At 71.5% G+C, this 23,900-nt stretch carries 24 protein-coding genes; all 24 read right to left on the reverse strand.

All coding sequences use genetic code 11. The features are described from left to right. Window positions 1-265: 265 nt before the first annotated feature. The 24 genes from ACFYS8_RS01005 to arc all read right to left on the reverse strand — a co-directional run bounded on the left by ACFYS8_RS01005 (window position 266) and on the right by arc (window position 23,813). Window positions 266-943: a GntR family transcriptional regulator gene (locus ACFYS8_RS01005; protein WP_387633982.1), complete on the reverse strand. Its 678-nt coding sequence runs from the start codon at window positions 941-943 to the stop codon at window positions 266-268. A gap of 49 nt (window positions 944-992) precedes the next feature. Further along, on the reverse strand, window positions 993-1,931 hold the full coding sequence (locus tag ACFYS8_RS01010; protein WP_387633984.1) for an ornithine cyclodeaminase family protein: 939 nt from the start codon (window positions 1,929-1,931) through the stop codon (window positions 993-995). Continuing rightward, window positions 1,928-2,935 (reverse strand): proline racemase family protein, encoded by a 1,008-nt coding sequence (locus ACFYS8_RS01015; protein ID WP_387633986.1) that lies wholly within the window; start codon window positions 2,933-2,935, stop codon window positions 1,928-1,930. Before ACFYS8_RS01015 ends, ACFYS8_RS01010 begins: the two co-directional genes overlap by 4 nt. A gap of 415 nt (window positions 2,936-3,350) precedes the next feature. Next, window positions 3,351-4,739, reverse strand: coding sequence for an aldehyde dehydrogenase family protein (locus ACFYS8_RS01020; RefSeq protein WP_387633988.1), 1,389 nt, complete (start codon window positions 4,737-4,739; stop codon window positions 3,351-3,353). Window positions 4,740-4,773: 34 nt separating this feature from the next. Next, entirely contained in the window at window positions 4,774-5,781 is a 1,008-nt protein-coding gene (locus ACFYS8_RS01025; RefSeq protein WP_387633990.1) for a proline racemase family protein, read from the reverse strand. A gap of 92 nt (window positions 5,782-5,873) precedes the next feature. After that, on the reverse strand, window positions 5,874-6,737 hold the full coding sequence (locus ACFYS8_RS01030; RefSeq protein WP_387636768.1) for a dihydrodipicolinate synthase family protein: 864 nt from the start codon (window positions 6,735-6,737) through the stop codon (window positions 5,874-5,876). A 116-nt stretch (window positions 6,738-6,853) separates the two neighbouring features. Next, a complete protein-coding gene (locus ACFYS8_RS01035) occupies window positions 6,854-8,275 on the reverse strand; it encodes an NAD(P)/FAD-dependent oxidoreductase (RefSeq protein ID WP_387633992.1) in 1,422 nt (473 codons plus the stop codon). Further along, window positions 8,259-8,567: a (2Fe-2S)-binding protein gene (locus ACFYS8_RS01040; RefSeq protein ID WP_387636770.1), complete on the reverse strand. Its 309-nt coding sequence runs from the start codon at window positions 8,565-8,567 to the stop codon at window positions 8,259-8,261. The genes ACFYS8_RS01035 and ACFYS8_RS01040 overlap by 17 nt, the downstream gene beginning before the upstream one ends. 88 nt (window positions 8,568-8,655) lie before the next feature. Next, window positions 8,656-9,810: an NAD(P)/FAD-dependent oxidoreductase gene (locus tag ACFYS8_RS01045; protein ID WP_387633994.1), complete on the reverse strand. Its 1,155-nt coding sequence runs from the start codon at window positions 9,808-9,810 to the stop codon at window positions 8,656-8,658. A 154-nt stretch (window positions 9,811-9,964) separates the two neighbouring features. Then, window positions 9,965-10,840, reverse strand: coding sequence for a twin-arginine translocase subunit TatC (gene tatC, locus ACFYS8_RS01050; RefSeq protein ID WP_387636773.1), 876 nt, complete (start codon window positions 10,838-10,840; stop codon window positions 9,965-9,967). Window positions 10,841-10,944: 104 nt separating this feature from the next. Further along, window positions 10,945-11,211: a Sec-independent protein translocase subunit TatA gene (gene tatA, locus ACFYS8_RS01055; protein WP_387633996.1), complete on the reverse strand. Its 267-nt coding sequence runs from the start codon at window positions 11,209-11,211 to the stop codon at window positions 10,945-10,947. A 154-nt stretch (window positions 11,212-11,365) separates the two neighbouring features. Next, complete coding sequence (locus ACFYS8_RS01060) at window positions 11,366-11,521, reverse strand: hypothetical protein (RefSeq protein ID WP_387633998.1); 156 nt, start codon at window positions 11,519-11,521, stop codon at window positions 11,366-11,368. 16 nt (window positions 11,522-11,537) lie between these two features. Further along, window positions 11,538-11,768, reverse strand: coding sequence for a hypothetical protein (locus ACFYS8_RS01065; RefSeq protein ID WP_043911529.1), 231 nt, complete (start codon window positions 11,766-11,768; stop codon window positions 11,538-11,540). A 5-nt stretch (window positions 11,769-11,773) separates the two neighbouring features. Next, window positions 11,774-12,730 (reverse strand): helix-turn-helix transcriptional regulator, encoded by a 957-nt coding sequence (locus tag ACFYS8_RS01070; protein WP_387634000.1) that lies wholly within the window; start codon window positions 12,728-12,730, stop codon window positions 11,774-11,776. Beyond that, complete coding sequence (locus ACFYS8_RS01075; protein WP_387634002.1) at window positions 12,727-13,701, reverse strand: helix-turn-helix transcriptional regulator; 975 nt, start codon at window positions 13,699-13,701, stop codon at window positions 12,727-12,729. The genes ACFYS8_RS01070 and ACFYS8_RS01075 overlap by 4 nt, the downstream gene beginning before the upstream one ends. Window positions 13,702-13,818: 117 nt before the next feature. After that, window positions 13,819-14,190: an FKBP-type peptidyl-prolyl cis-trans isomerase gene (locus ACFYS8_RS01080; RefSeq protein ID WP_387634004.1), complete on the reverse strand. Its 372-nt coding sequence runs from the start codon at window positions 14,188-14,190 to the stop codon at window positions 13,819-13,821. A 60-nt stretch (window positions 14,191-14,250) separates the two neighbouring features. Next, window positions 14,251-15,519: an FKBP-type peptidyl-prolyl cis-trans isomerase gene (locus ACFYS8_RS01085; RefSeq protein ID WP_387634006.1), complete on the reverse strand. Its 1,269-nt coding sequence runs from the start codon at window positions 15,517-15,519 to the stop codon at window positions 14,251-14,253. Between the two features lie 114 nt (window positions 15,520-15,633). Beyond that, the gene (locus ACFYS8_RS01090; protein WP_387634008.1) at window positions 15,634-16,620 is read right to left on the reverse strand and encodes an FKBP-type peptidyl-prolyl cis-trans isomerase; all 987 of its coding nucleotides are present in this window, start codon (window positions 16,618-16,620) and stop codon (window positions 15,634-15,636) included. A gap of 237 nt (window positions 16,621-16,857) precedes the next feature. Beyond that, on the reverse strand, window positions 16,858-18,219 hold the full coding sequence (gene pafA, locus ACFYS8_RS01095; RefSeq protein WP_043911520.1) for a Pup--protein ligase: 1,362 nt from the start codon (window positions 18,217-18,219) through the stop codon (window positions 16,858-16,860). Window positions 18,220-18,320: 101 nt separating this feature from the next. Continuing rightward, window positions 18,321-19,067, reverse strand: coding sequence for a proteasome subunit alpha (gene prcA / locus ACFYS8_RS01100; protein WP_387634011.1), 747 nt, complete (start codon window positions 19,065-19,067; stop codon window positions 18,321-18,323). Window positions 19,068-19,099: 32 nt separating this feature from the next. Then, window positions 19,100-19,945, reverse strand: coding sequence for a proteasome subunit beta (gene prcB, locus ACFYS8_RS01105; RefSeq protein ID WP_387634013.1), 846 nt, complete (start codon window positions 19,943-19,945; stop codon window positions 19,100-19,102). Between the two features lie 179 nt (window positions 19,946-20,124). Then, on the reverse strand, window positions 20,125-20,343 hold the full coding sequence (locus tag ACFYS8_RS01110) for a ubiquitin-like protein Pup (RefSeq protein ID WP_035868822.1): 219 nt from the start codon (window positions 20,341-20,343) through the stop codon (window positions 20,125-20,127). A 97-nt stretch (window positions 20,344-20,440) separates the two neighbouring features. After that, window positions 20,441-21,952, reverse strand: coding sequence for a depupylase/deamidase Dop (gene dop / locus ACFYS8_RS01115; protein ID WP_387634015.1), 1,512 nt, complete (start codon window positions 21,950-21,952; stop codon window positions 20,441-20,443). A gap of 94 nt (window positions 21,953-22,046) precedes the next feature. Further along, on the reverse strand, window positions 22,047-23,813 hold the full coding sequence (gene arc, locus ACFYS8_RS01120; RefSeq protein WP_387634017.1) for a proteasome ATPase: 1,767 nt from the start codon (window positions 23,811-23,813) through the stop codon (window positions 22,047-22,049). Window positions 23,814-23,900: the final 87 nt, after the last annotated feature.

A 23,900-nucleotide genomic window follows, 5' to 3' on the forward strand; every position in this document is an offset into this window, starting at 1 on the left:
TACGTTCGGTCTGGGCGCGGAACTCGGCCACTCCTCGCGCAGCCGCACGCCCCGCACCTGACAGACGGGCCGCCGGTCAGCGGCGGGGCAGGCGCAGCACACTCTCGGTCTGGGCGCGGAACTCGGCCACTCCTCGCGCAGCCGCACGCCCCGCACCTGACAGACGGGCCGCCGGTCAGCGGCGGGGCAGGCGCAGCACGCTCTCGGGCTGGGCGCGGAACTCGGCCACTCCTCGCGCAGCCGCACGCCCCCCGCCTGACGTCGATCAGCCGCGGCCCTGCTCGCCCGCCGCCCACAGGTGCCGGATGTGGCCGAGGTGCCGGGTCATGCACTCCTCGGCGGCCTTGGCGTCGCCGGTGAGCAGCACGTCGAGCAGTTCGAGGTGCTCCTCGGCGGAGGAGACCAGCTCGCCGCGCTGGTCGAGCCGGTTGAGGCCGTACAGGCGGGAGCGCTTGCGCAGGTCGCCGACGGTCTCCACCAGGCGGGCGTTGCCGGCGAGGGACAGCAGGTCGAGGTGGAACTTGCGGTCGGCCTCCAGGTAGCCGATCAGGTCGTGCTTGCGGGCGGCGGCGACGATCGCCTCGGCCTGCGGGCGCAGCGCCTCCAGCTGCTCGGCGGTGGCGGCGCGGGCGACCCGGCCGACCGTCGGGACCTCGATCAGGGCGCGGATCTCGGTGAACTCGTCGAGGTCGCGCTCGCTGAGTTCGGTGACCCGGAAGCCCTTGTTGCGGACGGCCTCGACCAGGCCTTCGCGGGCCAGGTCGAGCATCGCTTCCCGGACCGGGGTGGCGGAGACCCCGAAGTCGGCGGCCAGCGCGGGCGCCGAGTAGACGACGCCGGGGCGCAGTTCGCCGGAGATCAGGGCGGCGCGCAGGGCGTGGGCGACCTGGTCGCGCAGCCGCTCCTGGACGGAGATGAGGTTGCGGGGCTTCAGGTCGGACATGGCGGTTCCTCCGGTGTCAGCAGAACCCCATTGTACAATGTCACGTTGCTCAGAGTGAACGCCTCGGTCCGCTTTCGCCGGGCGGGCCCGTGAGCTCGTACTGGGCCGCCGCCACCGCCAGATCCTGCCAGGCCATGCCGACGCTCTTGAAGAACCTCGGCCGATCATGACGGACAACCGCCGTCCCGGTCACCAGTTCCGACAGATTGATCAGCCTTTCCTCCGCCGCCCCGGCCATCAGCAGGTCCCCCGCCTCCCGCCGGGCCACCGCGCGCGCCTCCACGAACAGGTCGGCGCGACCCACCAGTTGGGCATCCACCTCACGGGCGTCCGGCTCGTGCGAACCCACCGCCGCGACCACCGCCCCGTCGGGCACCAGCCGCCCGTCGAACAGCGGAGTACGCGCCGTGGTGCAGCACACCACCACGTCCGCCTTCGCCACCGCCTCCGGGCCGCCGACCGCCGCGCTCAGCCCCAACTCGGCTGCATACCGCGCCAGTTGATCCGCCGAACCCGGCCGCCGCGCCACCACCGTCACCCGCTCCAGCGGCAGCACCGCCCGCAACGCCGCCACATGCCCGAACGCCTGCGGGCCCGCACCGAACACCACCAGGTGCGCGATGTCCGGCCCGGCCAGCTCACGCACCGCCAGCGCCGTGACGGCCGGCGTGCGCAGCGCGGTGAGCGCCGCACCGTCCAGCAGGGCCACCGGCCGCAGCGTCGGCCCGTCCAGCAGCAGATAACTGCCGGTGATCCGGGGCAACCCGGCCGCCGGGTTCGCGGGCGCCACCCCCGCGATCTTCACCCCCGCGAACGCGCCGGTCGCGGCGGGCATCAGCAGCAACTCCCCGGCCGGCACCGGCACCGCCGACCGCTGCGGGCACCGCTCGACGTCCAGCCCGTCCAGCAGCATGCCCTCCAACGCCTCGACGGCCGCCCGATGATCGAGCGTCAACTCCAACTGGTCGATCACAGCAGGCCCGGTCACAGCAGGAACCCCGCTCCGAGCATGTCGTCACTGTCCAGCACGAACCGGTGCTCACCGGTCCGGTGCGCGGCACCCGTCACCTCGGTGACCGCGCCCTCCAGCCCGTACGCGCGAACCCGGCCGGTGAACACCGTGCCGATGATCGACTCGTGCCGCAACGTCTGCTCCGACCGCAGCGCCCCCTCGTCCGCGAGCAGCGCCAGCCGCGCGGACGTACCGGAGCCGCACGGCGAACGGTCGATCTGCCCGTCCGCGAACACCGTGACGTTGCGCTGATTCGGCCCCGAGGGCGCGTCGGCCAGCTCGTCGTACAGGATGACGCCGTAGACGCCGTCCCGGTCCTGCGCCAGCGCCGGATGCCCCTCCAGCGCGGCCCTGATCTCCCGCCCCGCGGCGGTCAGCGCGGGCAGCCGCTCGGGAACGACGGACAGCCCGAGCGCGGCGGCCGGCAACGAGGCGTACACCGCCCCGGAGTGCGCCAGATCGACCGCCACCGACCCACCGGAGACAGCCAGTTCGACCTTCCGTGCCAACACCCGGGTCGGCACATTGCGGAACGTCACAGCAGTCGTCCGCCCAGCACGCCGGTGCACGGTCGCACTCACCCGCCCGGACGGCACGTCGATCCGCACCAGCGCCGTCCCGTCGTCCGGCGCCGCCACCCGTCCGGTGTCCACTGCCCACGCACCGAGCGCCATCGTTCCGTGCCCGCACGCCGTCGAGTACCCGTCCTTGTGCCAGAACAGCACTCCGAAGTGCGCCTCGTCGTCATCGGCCGGAACCACGAACCCGCCGTACATCCCCGCGTGCCCGCGCGGCTCCCGCGTCAACAAGCGCCGCACATCGTCCAACGCCCCCCGCCGCGGCGAAGTCGCGGTCCCACCCGCCCCAATGGCAATCGCCCGCCGCTCGGCGACGCTGTCGCCGGGCACGGGCGGAAGACCACCGGTGACGATCCGGAACGGCTCACCGGCGGTGTGATAGTCGGTGGTGGTGATGTTCATCAGTACTCCACGACAAGACGCACGCTGACAACGGACAAAAACAACAAACGACCAACCCGGCCCCGAGACGCCAACCCCACGCCACGCGAAGCCGACCACTGGACCACAAGCTCGCGCCGACCAGCGCGCGACAGCACCCTCGGCAACCCGACGCCGGGGGCACGCAGTTGACACAACCCGCCCCCGCCCGACCTGCCGACGCCCGCACCAGCCACCCCGTCAGGAGCCGCCGACCGCCGCACGGCATCCGAACACCGACCCGAACGGCGCGGCCCGACCGCCGGCAGGCCAGCCGAACGCCCGCCCGCCCGGCCAGCCGACCAATCGCCCGACCGACCGACCGACCGTCACCAACTCCCCGGCCGCCGCCCCCCGTTCGGGCACCCAGCGCTCACGCCCCGCCGGGCGCTCCGTCTCAGCTCCCGCCCCCCGGCAGCACACTCACCGTCCGCGAAGCGGTGTAGAAGTCCAGCGCCGCCCGCCCCTGCTCCCGCCCCCCGTACGACGCCGCCTTCGCCCCGCCGAACGGAAGGTGGAAGTCCACGCCACTTGACGGCGCGTTGATCCGAATCATCCCGGCGTCCAGCCGGTCCGCCGCAGCCAGCGCGACGTCCAGGCTCCGCGAGTGAACGGACGTCGACAGGCTGTGCCGCGTCTCGTTGGCCAGCGCGATCGCCTCGTCCAGGTCCTCAGCAGCCACCAGCACCGCCACCGGCCCGAAGAACTCCTCCCCGGCCAACGGGTGTTCCGCAGGAACGCCTTCCAGCAGCGTCGGCTCCAGGTACCACCCGTCGCGTTCCGCCCGCGCGCCGCCCGCCAGCGCCTTCGCGCCGGCCGCCTTCGCACTGTCGATCGCGTCGGTGAGCCGGTCCAGCGCCTGCCGATTGATCACCGGCCCGCACACGGTGGACGCCGCTCCCGGGTCGGCCGCCGCAACCTCCCCCAGCGCCTTCGCCAACGCCTCCGCCAGCGGCTCGTACGCGTCGCCGACGGCGATCACCCGGCTGGTCGCCGTGCACTTCTGCCCCGCGTACCCGGCGATCGCCGACGCCAGGTGTGCGGCCGCCTGCGCGATGTCCGCGTCCGGCAGCACGATTGCGGCGTTCAGCCCGCCCATCTCGGCCTGCACGGGGACACCGCGCCCGGCAGCAGCGGCAACCACCTGCCGCCCGACGGCGGTCGAACCGGTGAACGACACCACATCCGTGCCCGCCACCAGCGCCGCACCCTCCTCCCCGCCGCCGGGAACGACCGTCAGCACCCCGTCCGGCAGCCCGGCCTGGCCGGCCAGTTCGGCGAGGCGCAGCGCGCACGCGGTCGCTTCGGGGGCGGGCTTGAGCACCACCGCGTTGCCGACGGCCAGCGCGGGCGCGGCCTTCCAGGTGGGGATCGCCAGCGGGAAGTTCCACGGCGTCACCAGGCCCGCGACGCCGTACGGCCGGCGCCGGGTCAGCAACAGGCCCTGCCCGGCGGCGGGTTCGTGCACCTCGCCGGAGGGGGCGAACGGCGCCTGCGCGTAGTACCGCCAGATCGCGACCGTCCGCGCGACCTCGCCTCGCGCCTCGGCGACCGGCTTGCCGACCTCGCGCACCGTCAGCGCCGCCAGCTCCTCGGTGGCCGCCTCCACGGCCGCCGCGACCTTCCCGAGCACCGCCGACCGCCCGGCCGCGCCGAGCGCCCACCACTCCCGCTGGGCGACCCGTGCCCGCGCGATCGCCTCCTCAACTCCTCCCGCTCCCACAGCAGTTACCGAAACCACCAAGTCATCGGGGTCGGCAGGGTTGTACGAGTCGATGGTGCTCACAAGCACATACCTTTCGCTTCAATACCAAATACAGCTACAGCAGGAACCCGGCCGGAAACGGATCCGTCGGATCGAGGAAGTACTGCGCCGTCCCGGTCACCCAGGCCCGGCCGGTGACGGTCGGCACGACAGCGGGCTGCCCGGCCACCGTGGTCTCCTCCACCAGGCGGCCCACGAACGTCGTACCCAGGAAGGAGTCATTACGGAAATCGGCCCCGAGCGCCAACTCGCCCCGAGCGTGCAGCTGCGCCATCCGCGCGGAGGTGCCCGTCCCGCACGGGGAGCGGTCGAACCAGCCGGGGTGGATGGCCATCGCGTGCCGGGAGTGCACCGCGTCCGAACCGGGGGCGAGCAGTTGGACGTGGTGGCAGCCGTGGATGGACGGGTCCTCGGGGTGCACGGGGCGGTGCTCGGGGGAGGCGTTGATCGCGTCCATCATGGCGAGCCCGGCGGCCAGGATCTCGCCCTTGTGCTCGTGCGCGAACGGAATCCCGAACTGCTCCAGCGGCAGGATCGCGTAGTAGTTGCCGCCGTACGCCAGGTCGTACGTCACCGTGCCGTACCCGGGCACGTCGAGCTTGCGGTCGAGCGCCACCGAGAACGACGCCACATTGCGGATCGTGACAGCCACGGCCGCGCCGTCCTCGACCTGAACCTCGGCAACCACCAGCCCGGCGGGGGTGTCGAGACGGACAGTCGTCACGGGCTCGACCACCGGAACCATCCCGGTCTCGACCAGCACGGTGGCGACACCGATCGTCCCGTGACCGCACATCGGCAGCAGGCCCGACACCTCGATGTACAGCACCCCGAAGTCGGCGTCCGGCCGGGTCGGCGGCTGCAGGATCGCCCCGCTCATCGCGGCGTGGCCGCGCGGCTCGTACATCAGCAGGGTGCGGAAGTGGTCCAGGTGCTGCTGGAAGTGGGCGCGCCGCTCGGCCATGGTGGCGCCGGGGATGGTGCCGAAGCCGCCGGTGATCACCCGAGTGGGCATGCCCTCGGTGTGCGAGTCGACGGCGTGGAAGACGTGACGGGTCCGCATCGCGGGATTCCCTCCTGACGGCTGGTGGTCCGGCCCGGACCGGGCGAGCTCGCCCGGTCCGGGCCGGTGCTTCAACTACCTGCGGCCCTGGGCTACTTGTGGCCCTCGGCGAGCGCCTTCTCGGTCGCGGCGCGCACGGCGGCGTCGATCTCGGGGCGCAGCGGCAGCCGCGGGGCGCGGGTGGGTCCGCCGGTGCGGCCGGCGATGTCCATGGACAGCTTGATGGCCTGGACGAACTCGGTCTTGGAGTCCCAGCGCAGCAGCGAGTGCAGCGACTTGTAGAGCGGCAGCGCGGTCTCCAGGTCGCCGGCGACGGCGGCGTGGTACAGCTCGGCGCTGGTGGCGGGCAGCGCGTTGGGGTAGCCGGCGATCCAGCCGACCGCACCGGCGACGGCCAGCTCCAGCAGGACGTCGTCGGCGCCGATCAGCAGGTCGAGCCCGGGGGCGAGTTCGGCGATCTCGTAGGCGCGGCGGACGTCGCCGGAGAACTCCTTGACGGCGACGATGTGCCCGGCGGCGTGCAGGTCGGCGAGCAGCGCGGGGACGAGGTCGACCTTGGTGTCGATCGGGTTGTTGTAGGCGACGATCGGCACGCCGGCGGCGGCGACCTCGGCGTAGTGGGCGCGCACGGCGTCGTGGTCGGCGCGGTAGGCGTTCGGCGGGAGCAGCAGCACGGAGCCGGCGCCGGCCTCGGCGGCCTGCTCGGCCCAGCGGCGGGACTCGGCACTGCCGTACGCGGCGACGCCGGGCATCACGCGCGAGCCGTCCCCGGCGGCTTCGACGGCGGTGGTGACGACCTTGGCGCGCTCTTCGGGGGTGAGGGTCTGGTACTCGCCGAGCGACCCGTTGGGGACGACGCCGTCACAGCCGTTGTCGAGCAGCCAGCGGACGTGCTCGGCGTAGGCGTCGTAGTCGACGCTGCGGTCCTCGCGGAACGGCAGCGTGGTGGCGACCATGATGCCGCGCCAGGGGCGGGCGGGGTCGTGGGCGGTGCGAGTCACGGGGATCTCCCTCGATATGATGTGTGACATTTTACAAATCCTCGACGAGGGCGCAAGACCCCCGCCGACCTCTACTCCGACAGCTCCGACAGCTCCGGCGACTCCGGCAGCTCCGACGAACCGTCCTGCTGCGCCAGCTGGGCCAGCGGAACGGGGCAGGACAGCGGCCGGCTGTCGGGCCCGCCGAGCGGCCCGCCGGACAGACAGGCCACCGCGGGCCCGCACATCCGGCCCTGGCACCAGCCCATGCCGGCCCGGGTGAGCAGCTTGACGGTCCGCGCATCGGCGGCGCCGAGTTCGGTGACGGCCTCCCGGACGGCCCGCGCCGGGACTTCCTCGCACCGGCAGACGTCGGTGTCGTCGGTCACCCAGCCCGTCCAGTCCGGCCCCGGCGCGTGCGCGGCCGCCATCAGCGAAGCGAACTCCCGCCGACTCCGCCGGACCCTCAACTCCCTTGCAGGAGCAGGCTTTCCGGCCACCGAGTGAGCGGCGAGCACCCCCTCGGCCAGCGCCAGGTCCGCGCCGCCGACACCGCAGGTCTCCCCCGCGGCCCACAGCCCGGGCACACTGGTGCGCTGCTGCGCGTCCACCCGCAGCGCGGCGGTGTGGTCGGCGGTGGTGACGGTGGCCGCGCCGAGCTCGACGGCCAGGTCGATCTGCGGCACCAGCCCGTGCCCGACCGCGAGCGCGTCGCACGCGATCCGCCGCTCGGTGCCGGGCACCGGCTTCCAACGGGCGTCCAGCCGCGCCACGGTGACGCCGGTGACCCTCTCGTCACCGTGCGCCTCGACCACGGCGGCCCGCCGGCGCAACCGCACCCCGTGCCGCAGCAACCGGGCCGCGTGGTCGGCACCCTCGACAAGCTTCGCCGGGTTCCCCGCCAGCACGGGCAGCCCGCGCGCATAGCCGAGATACGCCGTCGCCTCCACGATCGCCGGAATCCGCGCCCCGGCCGCCGCCAGCGAGGACGCGGCCGCCAGCAGCAACGGCCCACTGCCCGCCACCACGACCCGCCGCCCCGGCAGCACCAGCCCCGACTTCAACATCGCCTGCGCCCCGCCGGCCGTCACCACCCCGGGCAACGTCCAACCGGGGAACGGCAGTTGACGCTCGTACGCACCCGTGGCCAGCAGCAGATGCCGCGCCTCGACGGTGACCCGGTCGCCGCCCTCCGGGCCCCGGGTGGCATGCAGCCTCCACCCGTCCCCGCCCCGCTCGGCGGCCCACACGTGATGGCCGGCCAGGTGGTCGACCAACGGCGACGCCACCAGCCGCTCCCGCAGCCCCGCGAACGTCCGCCACCCGTGGTGCAGCTTCTCCGGACGCGCCGCACCCAACTCGGTCGCGGGATGCCGGTAGTACTGCCCACCGAGCCGCGCCCCCGCATCCACCAGCGCCACCCTCAGCCCGAACCCGGCAGCGGCATCCGCAGCCGCCAGCCCCGCCGGACCCGCACCGATCACCGCCAGGTCGTACTCAGACCGCGAGTTCATCACGCCCGTGCCCCTCCTGCGTGCTGACGACGTCGCCGTCCTCGGCAGTCACCAGGCACAGCCGCTGATTGGGCCGCCCGTTGACGGTCGCCAGACAGTCGAAGCACTGACCGATCCCACAGAACGCCCCGCGCAACCGCCCACCCACCCGGGTCCGCCGCCACGCCACCACCCCGTCCGCCCACAAAGCCGCCGCCAACGTCTGCCCCGGCAACGCCTCCACCGCCCGACCGTCGAACGAAACCACCCGCACCGCCCCGGGCTCAGCACCCACCAGATCAAGCGGATCCACGCTCACACCTCCCGAACAACACCGAATTCCCCAACCACCCCGCACCCGGAACCCGCCGGCCACCCACCAGCGGTCCCAACCGGGCCACCTACTCCTCCCCCGCGCCCTCGAACCGCTCCGGCCGGAACGGCCCCAGCTCGAACCCGGCGTCAGCGCCCACCAGTTGGCGACTGATCAGCAGCCCCGTCGCCGGCGCCAGCCCGATCCCCGCCCCCTCATGCCCGCACGCGTGGTACAGCCCCGGCACCCTCGCGTCGTGACCGATCGCGGGCAGGTGGTCGGGCAGGTACGGACGGAAGCCCCGGTACGCCCGCTGCACGGCCACCGTCCCCAGCACCGGAAACAGCGCCACCGCCTGCGCGGCCAGCCGCCGCAGCACCTCGGGGCTGAGGGTCCGGTCGAACCCGACCCGCTCCCGGCTGGCGCCGATCAGCACCGGACCGGCGGGAGTGCCCTCGACCACCGCGGACGACTGCAGGTCCGCGGACCCGGAGGCGACGTCCGCCACGTAGTCCGCGGCGTACACCTTCCGCCGGACAATCCGCGGCAGCGGCTCGGTGACCAGCACGAAACCCCGCCGCGGCAGCACCGGCAGCCGCACCCCGGCCAGCTCGGCCACCGCCCCGCCCCAGGTACCGGCCGCGTTGACGACCGCGGGCGCAGCGAGCTCCCGGCGCTCGGTGACCACCCCGGCGATCGCCCCACCGGGCCCGCGCCGCAGCGCGGTGACGGCCTCCCCGAGATAGCTGTCGGCACCGGAGGCCCGCAGCAGGTGGGCCGCCGCCAGCGCGGGCTGCACCTGCGCGTCCTGCGGGTACAGCACCCCGCCGGGCAGCCCCTCGGCGAGGTGTGGCTCCAGCTCGCGCAGCGACTCCGCGGCAACGGCAACGGCCTCCACCCCGGCTTCCCGCTGCTTGGCGGCGAAGCGGTTCAGGGCATCAAGCCCGGCGGGCGCGGAGGCGACCACCAGGCCGCCCTTGGGCTCGTACTCGACCCGGTCACCGAACTCCTCCGCGAGCTCCCGCCACAGCGTCACCGACAGCATCGCCAGGTCGAGCTCGGGGCCGGGTTCCTTGTCGGAGACCAGCAAGTTGCCCTCGCCGGCGCCGGTGGTACCGCCGGCCACCGGCCCGCGGTCGACCACGGCGACCCGCAGCCCGGCCCGGGCCGCGTAGTAGGCGCACGCGGCACCGACCACACCGGCACCGACCACCACAACGTCGTAGGAGGTTTGCTTCAGCACGCCAGTAATATGTCACATGTTCAGAATCACCGACAAGCCCCCCACCAGCCCGAATCCACCCCCAGGCACTCGCCGAGAACGCCGGACGGCCCGAAAACGCCGAACGGCCCCGGACCGTCAGGTCCAGGGCCGTCAGCGGGGCAGTCCCCGCCTGTCAGGTGATGTCGTCGATCTGGTCGCGTCGCCCGGCCTGCACCGGCTCGACGCCGCCCACCGTCTCCGCGTCCTCGACGGCGTCCACCGTCAGGTCGACGTGGGAGGCCTCCTCGTCGTCCAGCAGCGCGTCGGGGTTGCGGGCCAGCTTGCGCTTGTCGTTGAGCAGCGCGAAGCCGGCCGACAGGAAGTACAGCAGCCAGATCGGCGCGGCCAGCGCCAGCATCGACAGCGGATCGGCGGACGGCGTGGCGAAGGCCGCGAACACGGTGATGCCCATCACGAAACCGCGCCACCAGCCCAGCAGCCGCTTGCCGGAGAGCACCCCGACCACGTTCAGCATCGCCAGGAACAGCGGCAGCTCGAAGCCCAGGCCGAACACCAGCACCATGCGGGTGATCAGGTCGAGGTAGGTCTCCACCGGCACGATCGACTTGACGCCGTCCGCGATGAAGCTGATCAGCATCTGCGCCGTGACCGGCATGATCACGTAGGCGAGCACCGCGCCGGCCAGGAACAGGGGGGTGCCGAGCGCCAGGAACGACACCGAGTAGCGCTTCTCGTGCCGGTGCAGGCCGGGCGACACGAACTTCCACAGCTGGTAGAGCCAGACCGGGGTGGCAGCCACCACGCCGGCGGTCAGAGCGACCTTCAGCGCGACGGTGAACGGCGTGGTCAGACCGATGTTGGAGATCTCCACGCACTGCTTCAGCCCGGCCGGCAGCGACCCGTCGGGGTTGCACGCCGGCAGCGGCTTGATCAGAAAGTCCACCAGCTCCCTGTGGAAGAACGCCGCGGCGATCGTGAACACGATGATCGCCAGCAGTGACTTGACCAGCCGGTTGCGCAGCTCGCGCAGATGGTCGGCGAGCGCCATCCGCCCCTCAGGGTCCTTGGGCGCTTTGGTCGTCTTGCTCAACCCGGTCCTCGAATCGTGCGCTCGTCGGTGGTGGTCGGAGTGGTGGTGCGGGGCCGTACGGTTCAGGCGGCCCGGTCAGTGCGGGAGGCCCCGGAGGCGCCGGGGGCGGACTTGACCACCCGCTCCGGCTCGGCAACAGCGGCAGCAGGCGCCGCCGCAGACCCCTGCGCACCAGCCGTGAACTCGCCGCGCAGCGCCTTGCCCTCGCTCTTGAGGATTCGCAGGGACCGCCCGAGCCCCCGCGCCACGTCGGGCAGCCGCTTGCCGCCGAACAGCAGCACGGCGAACACCACGACGATCAGCAGCACGCCAGGTGACACGATCCGCATCGGAGCTCCGCCTTCCTTGTCCGGGAGGTCCTTGTCCGGGAGGTCCGGGAAGTCAGGGAGGCAGGGCTCCCCCTGCGCGATGGTAGCCGCTCGGGGTGTCGCAGCGGGAACCCGGTCCCCAACCATCAGTGACCGGGCCCACTCCCCCGCGCGCTCAGTCCTTCTCCGCCGCCCGCCGCAACGCGGCAACCGCCCCGTCCACCTCGCGGGTCAGCGCCCGCGCGTCCAGCCACAGCCGGACGGCGAGCACCCCGAGCACCAGCAGACCGGCGGTGGACAGCAGGACGGCACCGACCAGGGTCCAGTTCATGCGCTTGCGGCCTTTCCTATCCGTCCACCGGCAGCAGCCGCATGGTGTGCACGCCGGCGGCGGTGAGCGCGGCGACGATCCGCTCCCCGGCGATCTTGCGGACGGACGCTCCGCAGGCCGGGCAGGTGAAGCTGTAGAAGGTGCGTTCCCTGCTGGCTCCGAGCGCCAGCCGGAACTCGGGTGCCGGGAGTTCGACCTTCTCCCGGCACTGCGAGCAGTACACCTTGAATCTGGTGCCCTCGGTCACGTGGTTCAGACCTGTCCGTCCCGATAGTGCTCCAGCGCGGCCAGCGCGGCGGTGCGGGCCTGTTCGGCGAGCTGCGGCGGGGTGGTGATCCGGCCGTCCCGGCCGAGCCGCAGCGCGAGGGTGCGCAGGCCGGACGGTTCGGCGGAGCGCAGGGTGATCCGCAGGCCGCCGTCGGGGAGTTCCTCGGCGCTGTCGTGGGTGTAGTACTCGGCGACCCAGCGGCCGCCGGGGCCGACCTCGACCACCACCTGCGGGTCGTCGGCGCCGGGTGCGACCAGGCCGGCTGACAGGTCGCGGGGCTGCATCCGGGGCGGGTTGGCGGGCTCGTCGAGGACCTTGATCTCGGCGATCCGGTCGAGCCGGAAGGTGCGCCGGTCCTCGGAGGTGCGGCACCAGCCTTCCAGGTAGGTGTGGCCCTCGGTGACCAGCCGGATCGGGTCGACCTCGCGCTCGGTGAGCTCGCCGCGGCCGTGCGACCAGTAGCGCAGCCAGATCAGCCGGCCCTCGCTGAGCGCCCGGTCGATGTCGGCGAAGACGGTGCCCTCGGCCTCGAAGGTGACGCCGATCCGGGCGGCGGACTCGGCGCTCTCGCCGGCCGCGTCCTCGATCTTGGCGACGGCCCGGGTGAGCGCCTGCCGGTCCCGCTCCCGCAGTCCGGGCAGCCCGGCCACGGCGCGGGCGGCGACCAGCAGCGCGGTGGCCTCGTCGGCGGCCAGCCGCAGCGGCTGGGCGACGTCGTCCACGTTGTGCCACCAGATCCGCTCGCCGTCGGTGTCGATGTCGAGCAGGTCGCCGCCGCGGAAGGACGTGCCGCACATCGGCAGCACGTTCAGGTCGCCGATCAGTTCGCGCTCGGTGATCCCGAACGCCCGCGCCACCTCCGCGACCTCGGCCCCGGGGCGTTCGCGCAGGTAGGTGACCAGCGACAGCATCCGCCGAGTCTGATCGATCGCGTTACTCATGCCTGCACCTCCGCGAGACCGGCGACGGCACGCAGCCGGTCGATGACGTCGGCCCGCAGGTCCTCGGGGCCGATCACGATGACGTCGGGGCCGTACTCGGCGAGGTCGGCGCCCAGGCCGTTGCCGTACGGGATGTCCAGCTCGTCCCAGTCGGCGTCCACCGGCCGGGTGTCCAGCGCACGCTGGCGCAGCGGGTACGCGGCGCCCCGGCGGACCCGCACCACGGCGACCGCGGTCGCGCCCTCGCCCGCGAACCGGGCGACCACGGCACGCACGTCGACGTGCTCGGGGACGTCGCCGGTGAACGCGCCGGCCCGGGAGCGGACCTTGCCGGTGATCCGGGAGAGCCGGAACACCCGGGCGGAGCCGCGGTCGCGGTCCCACCCGGCCAGGTACCAGTGGCCACGCCAGCACTCCAGCGCCCACGGTTCGACCGACCGCGGCTCGGCGACGGCGGCGCCGGCCTTGCGGTACTCGAACGTGACCGGCCGCCGGTCGCGCGCGGCGGTGAGCAGCGGCTCGAACGCGGCCTCCCGGCCGGGGATCCGCGGCTCCAGCGCACCGTGCTCCCGCTCCTCGGCGAACGGCACGCCGGCGGCCCGCAGCTTCTGCAGGGCGCCGCTGGCCGCTCCGGACATCTTGGCCTGCTGCCAGACCCGGGCGGCGAGGGTGAGCGCGGCGGCTTCCTCGGCGTCCAGGGCGATCTCGGGGAGGCGGTTGCGGTCTCGGCGGGCGAGGTATCCCACTTCGCCGTCGAGCGCGTTCTCGTCCACGTCGATGATCAGTCCGAGTTCGCGCAGGTCGTCCTTGTCGCGCTCGAACATCCGGTTGAAGGCGTCCTCGGAGCCTTGTTGCCAGGCTTCCCGGTACGCCTCGACGGATTCGCGCAGCTCTTTCTTGGAGAGCGGACGCCGGGTGTTCATCAGGCACAGGGCGAGGTTCATCAGCCGCTCTGCCTTGGCGATCGCCATCGCTGACCTTTCCTCCGTTCGGGGGGTGACCCGCCGACCGTACCGGTACGGACACGCTCCGCGAAAGCCGAACCCCCGGCTCCGAGCGGAACCGGGGGTTCGGTGATGCGTCCGAGGTCAGACGCCCAGCAGGTCCACCACGAAGATCAGGGTGGAGCCGGCCGGGATCAGCGGGCTCGGGGACTGGTTGCCGTACGCCAGGTGCGGCGGGATGACCAGCTCGCGGCGGCCACCGACGCGCATGCCCTCGACGCCCTGGTCCCAGCCCTTGATGACGCGGCCCTTGCCCAGCGGGAAGCGGAAGGTCTGGCCACGGTTCCAGGACGCGTCGAACTCCTCGCCGGAGGCGAAGGTGACACCGACGTAGTGGACCTCGACGTTCGCGCCGGCCTTGGCCTCGGCACCCTCGCCGACCTTGATGTCGCGGATCTGGAGCTCGGTCGGGGCGTCGCCGCCCGGGAAGTCGATCTCCGGCTTGGTCAGGCTCACTGTTGCTCTTCTCGTTCGGTTGCGTGAACGGTGCTCATCCTAGACAAAAGCGGCGGCCGGTCAGTCCTCGCCGCCGACGCCGGCGTCCAGGATGTCGATCACGAACACCAGGGTGGAGTTCGCCGGGATCGAGCCGCTGGCCTGGTCCTTGTACCCCAGCGAGGCGGGGATGACCAGTTCGATGCGGCTGCCGATGTTCTGGCCGACGACGCCCTTGTCCCAGCCCTCGATGACGCCGCCGGCGCCGGTGGCGAAGGTGAACGCCTGGCCGCGGTCGAGCGAGGAGTCGAACTTCTTGCCGTCCTTGTACAGCGCGCCGGTGTACTGGACGACGACCTTCTCGCCGCTCTCGATCTTGCGGCCCTTGCCCTGGATCAGGACGTGCGACTTCAGCTCGGTCGGGTCGGCGGCACCGGGGACCGGGGTGATGTCGAACGGCTTCTTGCCGTTGTCCTTGACCTGCGGCATGCCGGCCGGCGGCGGGGTCATCTCGCCGCTGAGCACCGCGTCGGGCGCGGTGGCCTGCCGGATGTCGAGCACGAAGACCAGGCTGTCGGTGGCACCGATGCCGAGCTGCGAGTTGCCCTGGGCGCCGAACGCGGCGGCGGGCGGCGCGACCACCAGCACCCGGCTGCCGGCCTTGTGCCCGGCGACGGCCTTGTCCAGGGCCGGGATCAGCTTGCCGGAGTCGGCCTGGAACAGCTGCGGCTTCCCGGCCTTCTCCCCGTACGAGCCGGGGATCTCCTTGCCGGTGTTCCAGTCCATCGCGGTGTAGTCGACGGACACCCAGTTGCCCTTTTCGACCTTGGCGCCGCTGCCCGCGGTCAGCTCCTTGACCACGAAGGTGCCGTCCGGCTTGTCCTCCGGCACGGTGATGGTCGCCTTGGAGCCGAAGTCGCCGGTCACCGTGGGCAGCGCCTTGGCGCTGTCCTTGATCGGCGGCACCGGCTCCTGGCTGGGCGTGTCCGAGGCGGCGGGCTTCACCGCGTCGGACTTGCTCGCGGGCTTGTCGTCGCCCTTATTGACCTGGTACATCGTGATCGCGGAGCCGATCAGCAGCACCGCGAGCACCGTACCGAGGATCGCGCCGAGGCGGCCGGAGCTGCCCGGATCCTCGTCGTAGCCCGCCTCGGACGGGTCGATCTTGCGCTGGGTGGAGGCGAAAACCTGCGGGGCCTCGGCGGCCCCGGCGGCCGGCGCGGAGGGCGCCGGCGGAGCCCAGCCGGCCTGGGTCAGCATTTCGGCGGGGACCACGATCGACTCGCGGTCTCCCGGACGCTGCTGCCCGTTGTTGTCGGCCCCGCCCGGGCTCGACGGCTTCTCAGACATGACTCCCCAATTCATCTCGCCCGACGACGCGTGTACCACTGGTGCGGGGCAGCAGTATGTCAGGTCGGAATGAGAGCCGGTCAGCCCGACCCTGGCCCCGCTGCCAGGTGGCAATCAGACAGCTTCCAGGATGTCGATCACGAACACCAGGGTGGAGTTCGCCGGAATCGACCCGCTGGCCTTGTCGCCGTAGCCCAGCGACGGCGGGACGACCAGCATCACCCGGCTGCCGACGGTCTTGCCGACCAGTCCCTGGTCCCACCCCTTGATCAGGCTGCCGGTGCCGACCTGCAGCGCCTGCGCCCCGCCGTGGCTCCACGAGGAGTCGAACTGCTTGCCGTCGGCCCAGGTCACGCCGGTGTACTGGACCACCAGGGTCTGACCGGACTTCACCTCCGGGCCGGTGCCCTTGATCAGCACGTACTGCTGCAGGTCGGCGGGCGGCTGCTCCCCCGAGGGGATGGTGATGGTGGGCGCGGCCTTGCCGTTGTCCTTGACCTGCGGCGCGTTCGCTGGCGGCTCGGTGACCTGCCCGGAGACGGTGGAGTCCTGCGGCACCGACTGCATGATGTCCAGCACGAACACCACGGTGTCGTCCTTGCCGACACCGAGCGCCGTCGAGCCCTGGGAGCCGAACCCGGCAGCCGGCGGGGCCACCACCACCAGTCGGCTGCCGACCTTCTTGCCCTCCACGCTCACGTCGAACGCCGGCACCAGCTGCCCGCTGCCCGCCTGGTACAGCTGCGGCTTGCCGCCGGAGTCGTAGGAACTGGTCAGGTCCTTGCCGCTGGTCCAGTCCTTGGCGGTGTAGTTGACGGTCACCCAGTCGTTCTTGTTGACGACCGGCCCGGTGCCCTCGGTCTCGGTGCTCACCACGAACTGCCCGCTCGGCTGCCCGCCGGGCAGCGTGATCGTCGCCTTCGAGCCGAACTCCCCACTGATCGTGGGCATCGGCGAGGCGGACGCCACCGGGCTCGGCACCTCCACCGGGGAGGCCGCCGCCGAGGGCGTCGCCCCGGCGGTCTTGCCGGAGCCGCTGCCGCACGCGGTCAGCAGCACGGCGGCGAGGGGAACGGAGAGCAGGCAGGCGATTCGACGCATGAGGCCAGCGTATGGCCCGATTCGTCCGGTCCGTCGGAGGCACTCGGGCGCGCCCCCGACAAGGGCCTGCCCGGCCGGGCTTGTCGGATCAGCGCGCGGCGTCGGGCGCCCGGCTGGGCGTGCCGGCGAAACGTCCTCGTACTGGGTGTACTTGGATGTTTTGCCGGTGCGTCCAGGCGGGATGATCCGGCGTCGCGCGCCCGGCAAGACCGGCCGGGCAGGCCCTGGCAGTCAACGTCACATTCCGGCGATCAGCTTCTCCACCCGCTCGTCCACCGACCGGAACGGGTCCTTGCACAGCACGGTGCGCTGCGCCTGGTCGTTCAGCTTCAGGTGCACCCAGTCGACGGTGAAGTCGCGGCGCTGCTCCTGCGCGCGCCGGATGAAGTCGCCGCGCAGCCGGGCCCGGGTGGTCTGCGGGGGCACCGACTTGCCCTGGAAGGTCAGCAGGTCGTTGGTGACGCGCTGCGCCTGGCCGTTCTTCTGCAGCAGGTAGAACAGGCCGCGGCGGCGGTGGATGTCGTGGTACGCGAGGTCGATCTGGGCGACCCGCGGGTTGGACATGGTCATCTGGTGCTTGGCCCGGTACTTCTCGATCAGCTGGTACTTCATGATCCAGTCGATCTCGGTGCCGACCTTGCCGAGGTCCTCGGTCCGCACCGCCTCCAGGGTCCGGCCCCACAGGTCCAGGACGCGGGCCACGGTGCCCTCGTTGAGGCCCTTGCGGTCGGCGAACTCCAGCGCCTTGGTGTAGTACTCCTCCTGGATCTCCAGGGCGCTGGCCTCCCGGCCGTTGGCGAGCCGGACCTGGTGGGTGCCCGTCAGGTCGTGGCTGACCTCGCGGATCGCCCGGATCGGGTTCTCCAGCGTCAGGTCCCGCATCACCACGCCGGCCTCGATCAGCCGCAGCACCAGGTCGGTGGCGCCGACCTTGAGCAGGGTGGTGGTCTCCGACATGTTGGAGTCGCCGACGATGACGTGCAGGCGGCGGTAGCGCTCGGCGTCGGCGTGCGGTTCGTCGCGGGTGTTGATGATCGGGCGGGAGCGGGTGGTGGCGGAGCTGACGCCCTCCCAGATGTGCTCGGCGCGCTGGCTGACGCAGTAGACGGCGCCGCGCGGGGTCTGCAGCACCTTGCCGGCGCCGCAGATCAGCTGGCGGGTCACCAGGAACGGGATCAGCACGTCCGCCAGCCGGGAGAACTCGCCGTGCCGGGCGACCAGGTAGTTCTCGTGGCAGCCGTAGGAGTTCCCGGCGGAGTCGGTGTTGTTCTTGAACAGGTAGACGTCGCCGGCGATGCCTTCCTCGTGCAGCCGCCGCTCGGCGTCCACCAGCAGGCCCTCGAGGATCCGCTCGCCGGACTTGTCGTGGGTGACCAGTTCGACGACGTCGTCGCACTCGGGGGTCGCGTACTCGGGGTGGGAGCCGACGTCGAGGTAGAGCCGGGCGCCGTTCTTCAGGAAGACGTTGCTGCTGCGGCCCCAGGAGACGACACGGCGGAAGAGGTAGCGGGCGACTTCGTCCGGCGACAGGCGGCGCTGGCCGCGGAAGGTGCAGGTGACGCCGTACTCGTTCTCGATCCCGAAAATTCGGCGGTCCATATGGCGACTCTTCTCTGTGGGAAGCTCCGTGAAACCCTTCGGTGCGGTGATGGATCGTCAGGCGGCCCACCAGGCAGGTGGCGGGCCGCCGGACGCGGTGGTCATTCGGTGTCGGACGCCTCGTCCTCGTCGGTGGCGGCGCTCTCGTCGCCGCTGAGCAGCCGGGACAGCTGGCTGCCCAGGATGCGCTTGAACTTGCGCTGCTGGACCCGCTGGCGGTCGAGGACGGCGACCTCCAGCTGTTCGGGCGTCATGGTGCGCGGGCTGCCGCCGTTGGGGTCCCGGGCCAGGCCGTCGACGGCGAGCTTGAGCGCCTCGGCGAGGGTCAGGCCGGCCCGGTGGCGCTGGCCGAGGTAGTTGCCGATGGAGTCGGCGTTGCCGCCGACCACGACGGCGTTCTTCTCGTCCACCACCGAGCCGTCGGGGGTGAGCCGGTAGATCTGGTCGTCGGCGTCGGTGCGGCCGACCTCGGCGACGATCAGCTCGACCTCGTAGGGCTTCTCCCCGACCGAGGAGAAGATGGTGCCCAGGGTCTGGGCGTACACGTTGGCCAGGCCGCGGGCGGTGACGTCGGCCCGGTCGTAGGAGTAACCGCGCAGGTCGGCGTAGCGCACGCCGCCGATCCGCAGGTTCTCGAACTCGTTGTAGCGGCCGACCGCGGCGAACGCGATCTTGTCGTAGATCTCGGAGACCTTGTGCAGGGCGCGGGAGGTGTTCTCCGCGACGAAGACGATGCCGTCGGCGTAGGTCAGCACGACCACGCTGCGTCCGCGCGCGATGCCCTTGCGGGCGTACTCGGCGCGGTCCGCCATGGCCTGCTGGGGCGAGACGTAGAACGGGGTGGACACCGCCGGTCTCCCTTCGGGTGGTTGAGGCGGATTCAGAGCAGCGGGGCCTGCGGGCCGTTGGGGTGCTCGCGCCGCTGGTCGGTGATGGACACCGCGATCGCGGTGACCTCTTCCTCGCTGAGCCGGCGGAAGCCGTCCTCGGTGATCAGCGTGACGATCGGGAAGATCTTCCGCGCGAGGTCGGGCCCACCGGTCGCCGAGTCGTCGTCGGCGGCGTCGTACAGCGCCTGGACGGTGAGGGTGGCGGCCTGCTCGGCGGTCATCCCCGGCCGGTAGAGCTTCTTCATCGAGCCGCGGGCGAACACCGAGCCGGAGCCGGTGGCGGCGAAGCCCGCGCGCTCCTCGGAGCGGCCGCCGGTGACGTCGTAGGTGAAGATCCGGCCGCGGCCGAGGTCGAGGTCGTAGCCGGCGAAGACCGGGACGACGGCGAGGCCCTGCATGGCCATCGCCAGGTTGGACCGGATCATGGTGGTGAGCCGGTTGGCCTTGCCCTCGAGGGAGAGCACGGTGCCCTCGATCTTCTCGTAGTGCTCGAGTTCCAGCTGGAACAGCCGCACCATCTCGATGGCGAGGCCGGCGGTGCCGGCGATGCCGACCGCGCTGTACTCGTCGGCCGGGAAGACCTTCTCCATGTCGCGCTGGGCGATGACGTTGCCCATGGTGGCCCGGCGGTCGCCGGCGAGCACCACGCCGCCCTCGAAGACCGCGGACACGATGGTGGTGCCGTGCGGGGCCTCGACGACCATCCCCTCGGGGAGGGTGCGCCGCCCCGGCAGGAGGTGCGGCGCGTGGCTGTCGAGGAAGTCGAGGAACGAGGAGGAACCGGGGGTGAGGAAGGCAGCCGGTAGACGCCCGGTGCCACTGAGGTTGGCTTCCACACGTGTCCTTCCAGATCGAAGATCCAAAGTTGGAGTTGTGCCCCGGACCCTACCCGCTCCCGGGGCCTGATCCACGTCCTTGGACGACGGGCCGTAGAGAAGGCGAGGCCGCAGGCGCGCTTTGGGCATGCCTGCGGCGCTCGCCGTGCTCTTTTCCGGTGGAAAGGGGTTGCCCCCTCTCACTCGCCGCCCTTCTGCACGAATCCGCGCACAAAATCCTCGGCGTTGGATTCCAGCACTTCGTCGATTTCGTCCAGTACCGCGTCGACGTCGTCGCTGAGCTTTTCCTGCCGCTCCTTGAGGTCGTCCGAGGCCTGAGTTTCCGCGGCCTGCTCCTCGACCTCCTCGGAGGAGCGGCTGGCCCGCTGCTGGCCGCCGCCGGTGTCCTTCTCCGCCATTTTCCTCACCCCGCTCGCTCGGTGTTCCGGTACAACGCTCGCTGCTCACCTGAATGATTCCCCGTCGGGGAAATGTTCACCCGTGGTGATCGAAAAGTTACCCGCCGGACAGGACCCGAACCAGGTCCTCCGCGGTGCGGCACCGGTCGAGCAGCTCCTTGACGTGTGCCTTGGTGCCGCGCAGCGGCTCCATCGTGGGCACTCGCTGGAGGGTGTCGCGACCGGGCAGGTCGAAGATGACCGAGTCCCAGGACGCGGCGGCCACGTGGTCGGCGTACTGCTCCAGGCAGCGGCCGCGGAAGTAGGCGCGGGTGTCCTCTGGCGGCTCGGTGACGGCGCGGCGCACCTCGTCCTCGGTGAGCAGCCGCTCCATCCGGCCGCGCGCCTCCAGGCGGTTGTACAGCCCCTTGTCGGGGCGTACGTCGCTGTACTGGAGATCGACCAGCTGGAGCCGGGGGCTGTCCCAGTTCAGGGCGTCGCGCTGGCGGTAGCCCTCCAGGATCTCCTTCTTGGCGATCCAGTCGAGCTGCCGGGACAGGCTCATCGGGTCGCGCTCCAGCCGGCCCAGCACGTCCTCCCAGCGGGCCAGCACGTCCATGGTCTGGTCGTCGGCGTCCTGCCCGAAGCGGTCCTCGACGTACTTGCGGGCCAGCTCGCAGTACTCCATCTGCAACTGGACGGCGGTGAGCTTGCGGCCAGAGCGCAGCGACACCAGGTGCTTCAGCTCCGGGTCGTGGGAGACCCGGTGCAGGGTGCGCACCGGCTGGTCGACGGCGAGGTCGACGGCGATGAAGCCGTCCTCGATCATCGACAGGACCAGCGCGGTGGTGCCGAGCTTGAGGTAGGTGGAGATCTCGGAGAGGTTGGCGTCGCCGATGATGACGTGCAGCCGGCGGTACTTCTCGGAGTCCGCGTGCGGCTCGTCGCGGGTGTTGATGATCGGGCGCTTGAGGGTGGTCTCCAGGCCGACCTCGACCTCGAAGTAGTCGGCGCGCTGGCTGATCTGGAAGCCGTGCCCGCCACCCTCCTGCCCGAGCCCGACCCGGCCGGCCCCGCACACCACCTGGCGGGAGACGAAGAACGGCGTGAGGTGTCGGACGATGTCGGCGAACGGGGTGGCCCGCTGCATCAGGTAGTTCTCGTGGGTGCCGTAGGAGGCGCCCTTGTTGTCGGTGTTGTTCTTGTAGAGCAGGATCCGCTGCCCGTTGGGCAGCTCCAGCGCGCGGGCGGCGGCCTCGGCCATGATGCGCTCGCCGGCCTTGTCCCACAGCACCGCGTCGCGCGGGTTGGTGACCTCGGGGGACGAGTACTCGGGGTGCGCGTGGTCGACGTAGAACCGGGCGCCGTTGGTGAGGATGACGTTGGCCAGGCCGATGTCCTCGTCGGTGAGCTGGCTGGCGTCCGCCACGTCCCGGGCCAAGTCGAAGCCCCGGGCGTCGCGCAGCGGATTCTCCTCCTCGAAGTCCCAGCGGGCGCGGCGCGCCCGGTGCATCGCCGCCGCGTACGCGTTGACGATCTGGGACGAGGTGAGCATGGCGTTGGCGTTCGGGTGGCCCGGCACGGAGATGCCGTACTCGGTCTCGATCCCCATCACGCGCCGTACGGTCATGCGGCCCTCCTGACCCTGTCGGTACTGCCGGTGCAGACGCGCCGTCCGGCTGCGGAGCCCTGCGAGCGCCGCAGCCGGACGGGTGGTTCGCGTACTACAGGTACTGCCCCGTGTTGGCGACAGTGTCGATGGAGCGACCGGACTCGGCGCCCTGCTTGCCGGTGACGAGGGTGCGGATGAACACGATCCGCTCGCCCTTCTTGCCGGAGATGCGGGCCCAGTCGTCCGGGTTGGTGGTGTTGGGCAGGTCCTCGTTCTCCTTGAACTCGTCCACGCAGGCGGCGAGCAGGTGGGAGACGCGCAGACCGCGCTGGCCGTGGTCGAGGAAGTCCTTGATGGCCATCTTCTTCGCGCGGTCGACGATGTTCTGGATCATCGCGCCGGAGTTGAAGTCCTTGAAGAACAGCACCTCCTTGTCACCGTTGGCGTAGGTGACCTCCAGGAAGCGGTTCTCCTCGGTCTCGGAGTACATCCGCTCGACCACCGACTGGATCATGGCGGCGACGGTGGCGGGCACCGAGCCCTCGTGCTCCTTGACGTCGTCGGGGTGGAACGGCAGCGAGTCCTTGAGGTACTTGGAGAAGATGTCCTTGGCCGCCTCGGCGTCCGGCCGCTCGATCTTGATCTTGACGTCCAGCCGGCCGGGCCGCAGGATCGCCGGGTCGATCATGTCCTCGCGGTTGGAGGCGCCGATCACGATGACGTTCTCCAGGCCCTCCACGCCGTCGATCTCCGCCAGCAGCTGCGGGACGATGGTGTTCTCCACGTCCGAGCTGACGCCGGAGCCGCGGGTGCGGAACAGCGACTCCATCTCGTCGAAGAAGACGATGACCGGCGTGCCCTCGCCCGCCTTCTCCCGGGCCCGCTGGAAGACCAGGCGGATCTGCCGCTCGGTCTCGCCCACGAACTTGTTGAGCAGCTCGGGGCCCTTGATGTTCAGGAAGTAGCTCTTGCCCTGCGGCCGGCCCGTCACCTCGGCGACCTTCTTGGCCAGCGAGTTGGCGACCGCCTTGGCGATCAGCGTCTTGCCGCATCCGGGCGGGCCGTACAGCAGCACGCCCTTGGGCGGGCGGAGCTCGAACTCCTTGAACAGGTCGGCGTGCAGGTAGGGCAGCTCGACCGCGTCCCGGATCTGCTCGATCTGGTTGGCCAGGCCACCGATCTGCCGGTAGTCGATGTCCGGGACCTCCTCGAGGACCAGTTCCTCGACCTCGGACTTCGGCACCACCTCGTACACGTAACCCGAGCGCGGCTCCAGCAGCAGCGCGTCGCCCGCCCGCAGGGTGAGTTCGCGGAGCGGCTCCGCGAGGCGCACCACCCGTTCCTCGTCGGTGTGCCCGACCACCAGCGCGCGGTCGCCGCCCTCCAGCAGCTCCTTGAGCGTGACGATCTCGCCGATCCGCTCGAACGCCATCGCCTCGACGACGTTCAGCGCCTCGTTGAGCATCACCTCCTGGCCGCGGCTCAGCTCGTCCAGCTCCACGCTGGGGCTGACGTTGACCCGGAGCTTGCGGCCGCCGGTGAAGATGTCGGCCGTGCCGTCCTCGTTCTGCTCGAGGAAGACGCCGAATCCGGCGGGCGGCTGGGCGAGCCGGTCCACTTCCTCCTTGAGGGCCACGATCTGGTCGCGGGCCTCGCGCAGGGTGGCGACAAGCCTCTCGTTCTGGGCGGTCACGCCGGCCAGGTTGGTCTGCAGCTCGACGATCCGCTCCTCAAGCACCCTTGAGCTGCGCGGAGAATCGGCGAGCCGGCGCCGAAGGACGGCGATCTCCTGCTCGAGGTAGGAGACCTGCGCGGCCTCGTCGGACCCCCGTGCGGGCCTGCCGGCGCTGCGGTCGTAGTCGTCATCGTTGGCTGCCACGGTCCTCACCTCCTCCTGGGGGAGCTGGACGACCCAAACCTACCTGGGACCAGGGTCATGTAAACCCCTAGATCAGAAAGATGGATC

The sequence above is a fragment of the Kitasatospora sp. NPDC004615 genome (genome assembly GCF_042873545.1).
Classification (GTDB): domain Bacteria; phylum Actinomycetota; class Actinomycetes; order Streptomycetales; family Streptomycetaceae; genus Kitasatospora.

Coding starts and splice junctions, on each gene's coding strand:
- ACFYS8_RS01005 (WP_387633982.1), bottom strand. CDS start 943: ATGTCCGACCTGAAGCCCCGCAACCTCATCTCCGTCCAGGAGCGGCTG.
- ACFYS8_RS01015 (WP_387633986.1), bottom strand. CDS start 2,935: ATGAACATCACCACCACCGACTATCACACCGCCGGTGAGCCGTTCCGG.
- ACFYS8_RS01025 (WP_387633990.1), bottom strand. CDS start 5,781: ATGCGGACCCGTCACGTCTTCCACGCCGTCGACTCGCACACCGAGGGC.
- ACFYS8_RS01030 (WP_387636768.1), bottom strand. CDS start 6,737: ATGGTCGCCACCACGCTGCCGTTCCGCGAGGACCGCAGCGTCGACTAC.
- ACFYS8_RS01035 (WP_387633992.1), bottom strand. CDS start 8,275: ATGAACTCGCGGTCTGAGTACGACCTGGCGGTGATCGGTGCGGGTCCG.
- tatC (WP_387636773.1), bottom strand. CDS start 10,840: ATGGCGCTCGCCGACCATCTGCGCGAGCTGCGCAACCGGCTGGTCAAG.
- tatA (WP_387633996.1), bottom strand. CDS start 11,211: ATGCGGATCGTGTCACCTGGCGTGCTGCTGATCGTCGTGGTGTTCGCC.
- ACFYS8_RS01060 (WP_387633998.1), bottom strand. CDS start 11,521: ATGAACTGGACCCTGGTCGGTGCCGTCCTGCTGTCCACCGCCGGTCTG.
- ACFYS8_RS01070 (WP_387634000.1), bottom strand. CDS start 12,730: ATGAGTAACGCGATCGATCAGACTCGGCGGATGCTGTCGCTGGTCACC.
- ACFYS8_RS01075 (WP_387634002.1), bottom strand. CDS start 13,701: ATGGCGATCGCCAAGGCAGAGCGGCTGATGAACCTCGCCCTGTGCCTG.
- ACFYS8_RS01085 (WP_387634006.1), bottom strand. CDS start 15,519: ATGTCTGAGAAGCCGTCGAGCCCGGGCGGGGCCGACAACAACGGGCAG.
- ACFYS8_RS01090 (WP_387634008.1), bottom strand. CDS start 16,620: ATGCGTCGAATCGCCTGCCTGCTCTCCGTTCCCCTCGCCGCCGTGCTG.
- pafA (WP_043911520.1), bottom strand. CDS start 18,219: ATGGACCGCCGAATTTTCGGGATCGAGAACGAGTACGGCGTCACCTGC.
- ACFYS8_RS01110 (WP_035868822.1), bottom strand. CDS start 20,343: ATGGCGGAGAAGGACACCGGCGGCGGCCAGCAGCGGGCCAGCCGCTCC.
- dop (WP_387634015.1), bottom strand. CDS start 21,952: ATGACCGTACGGCGCGTGATGGGGATCGAGACCGAGTACGGCATCTCC.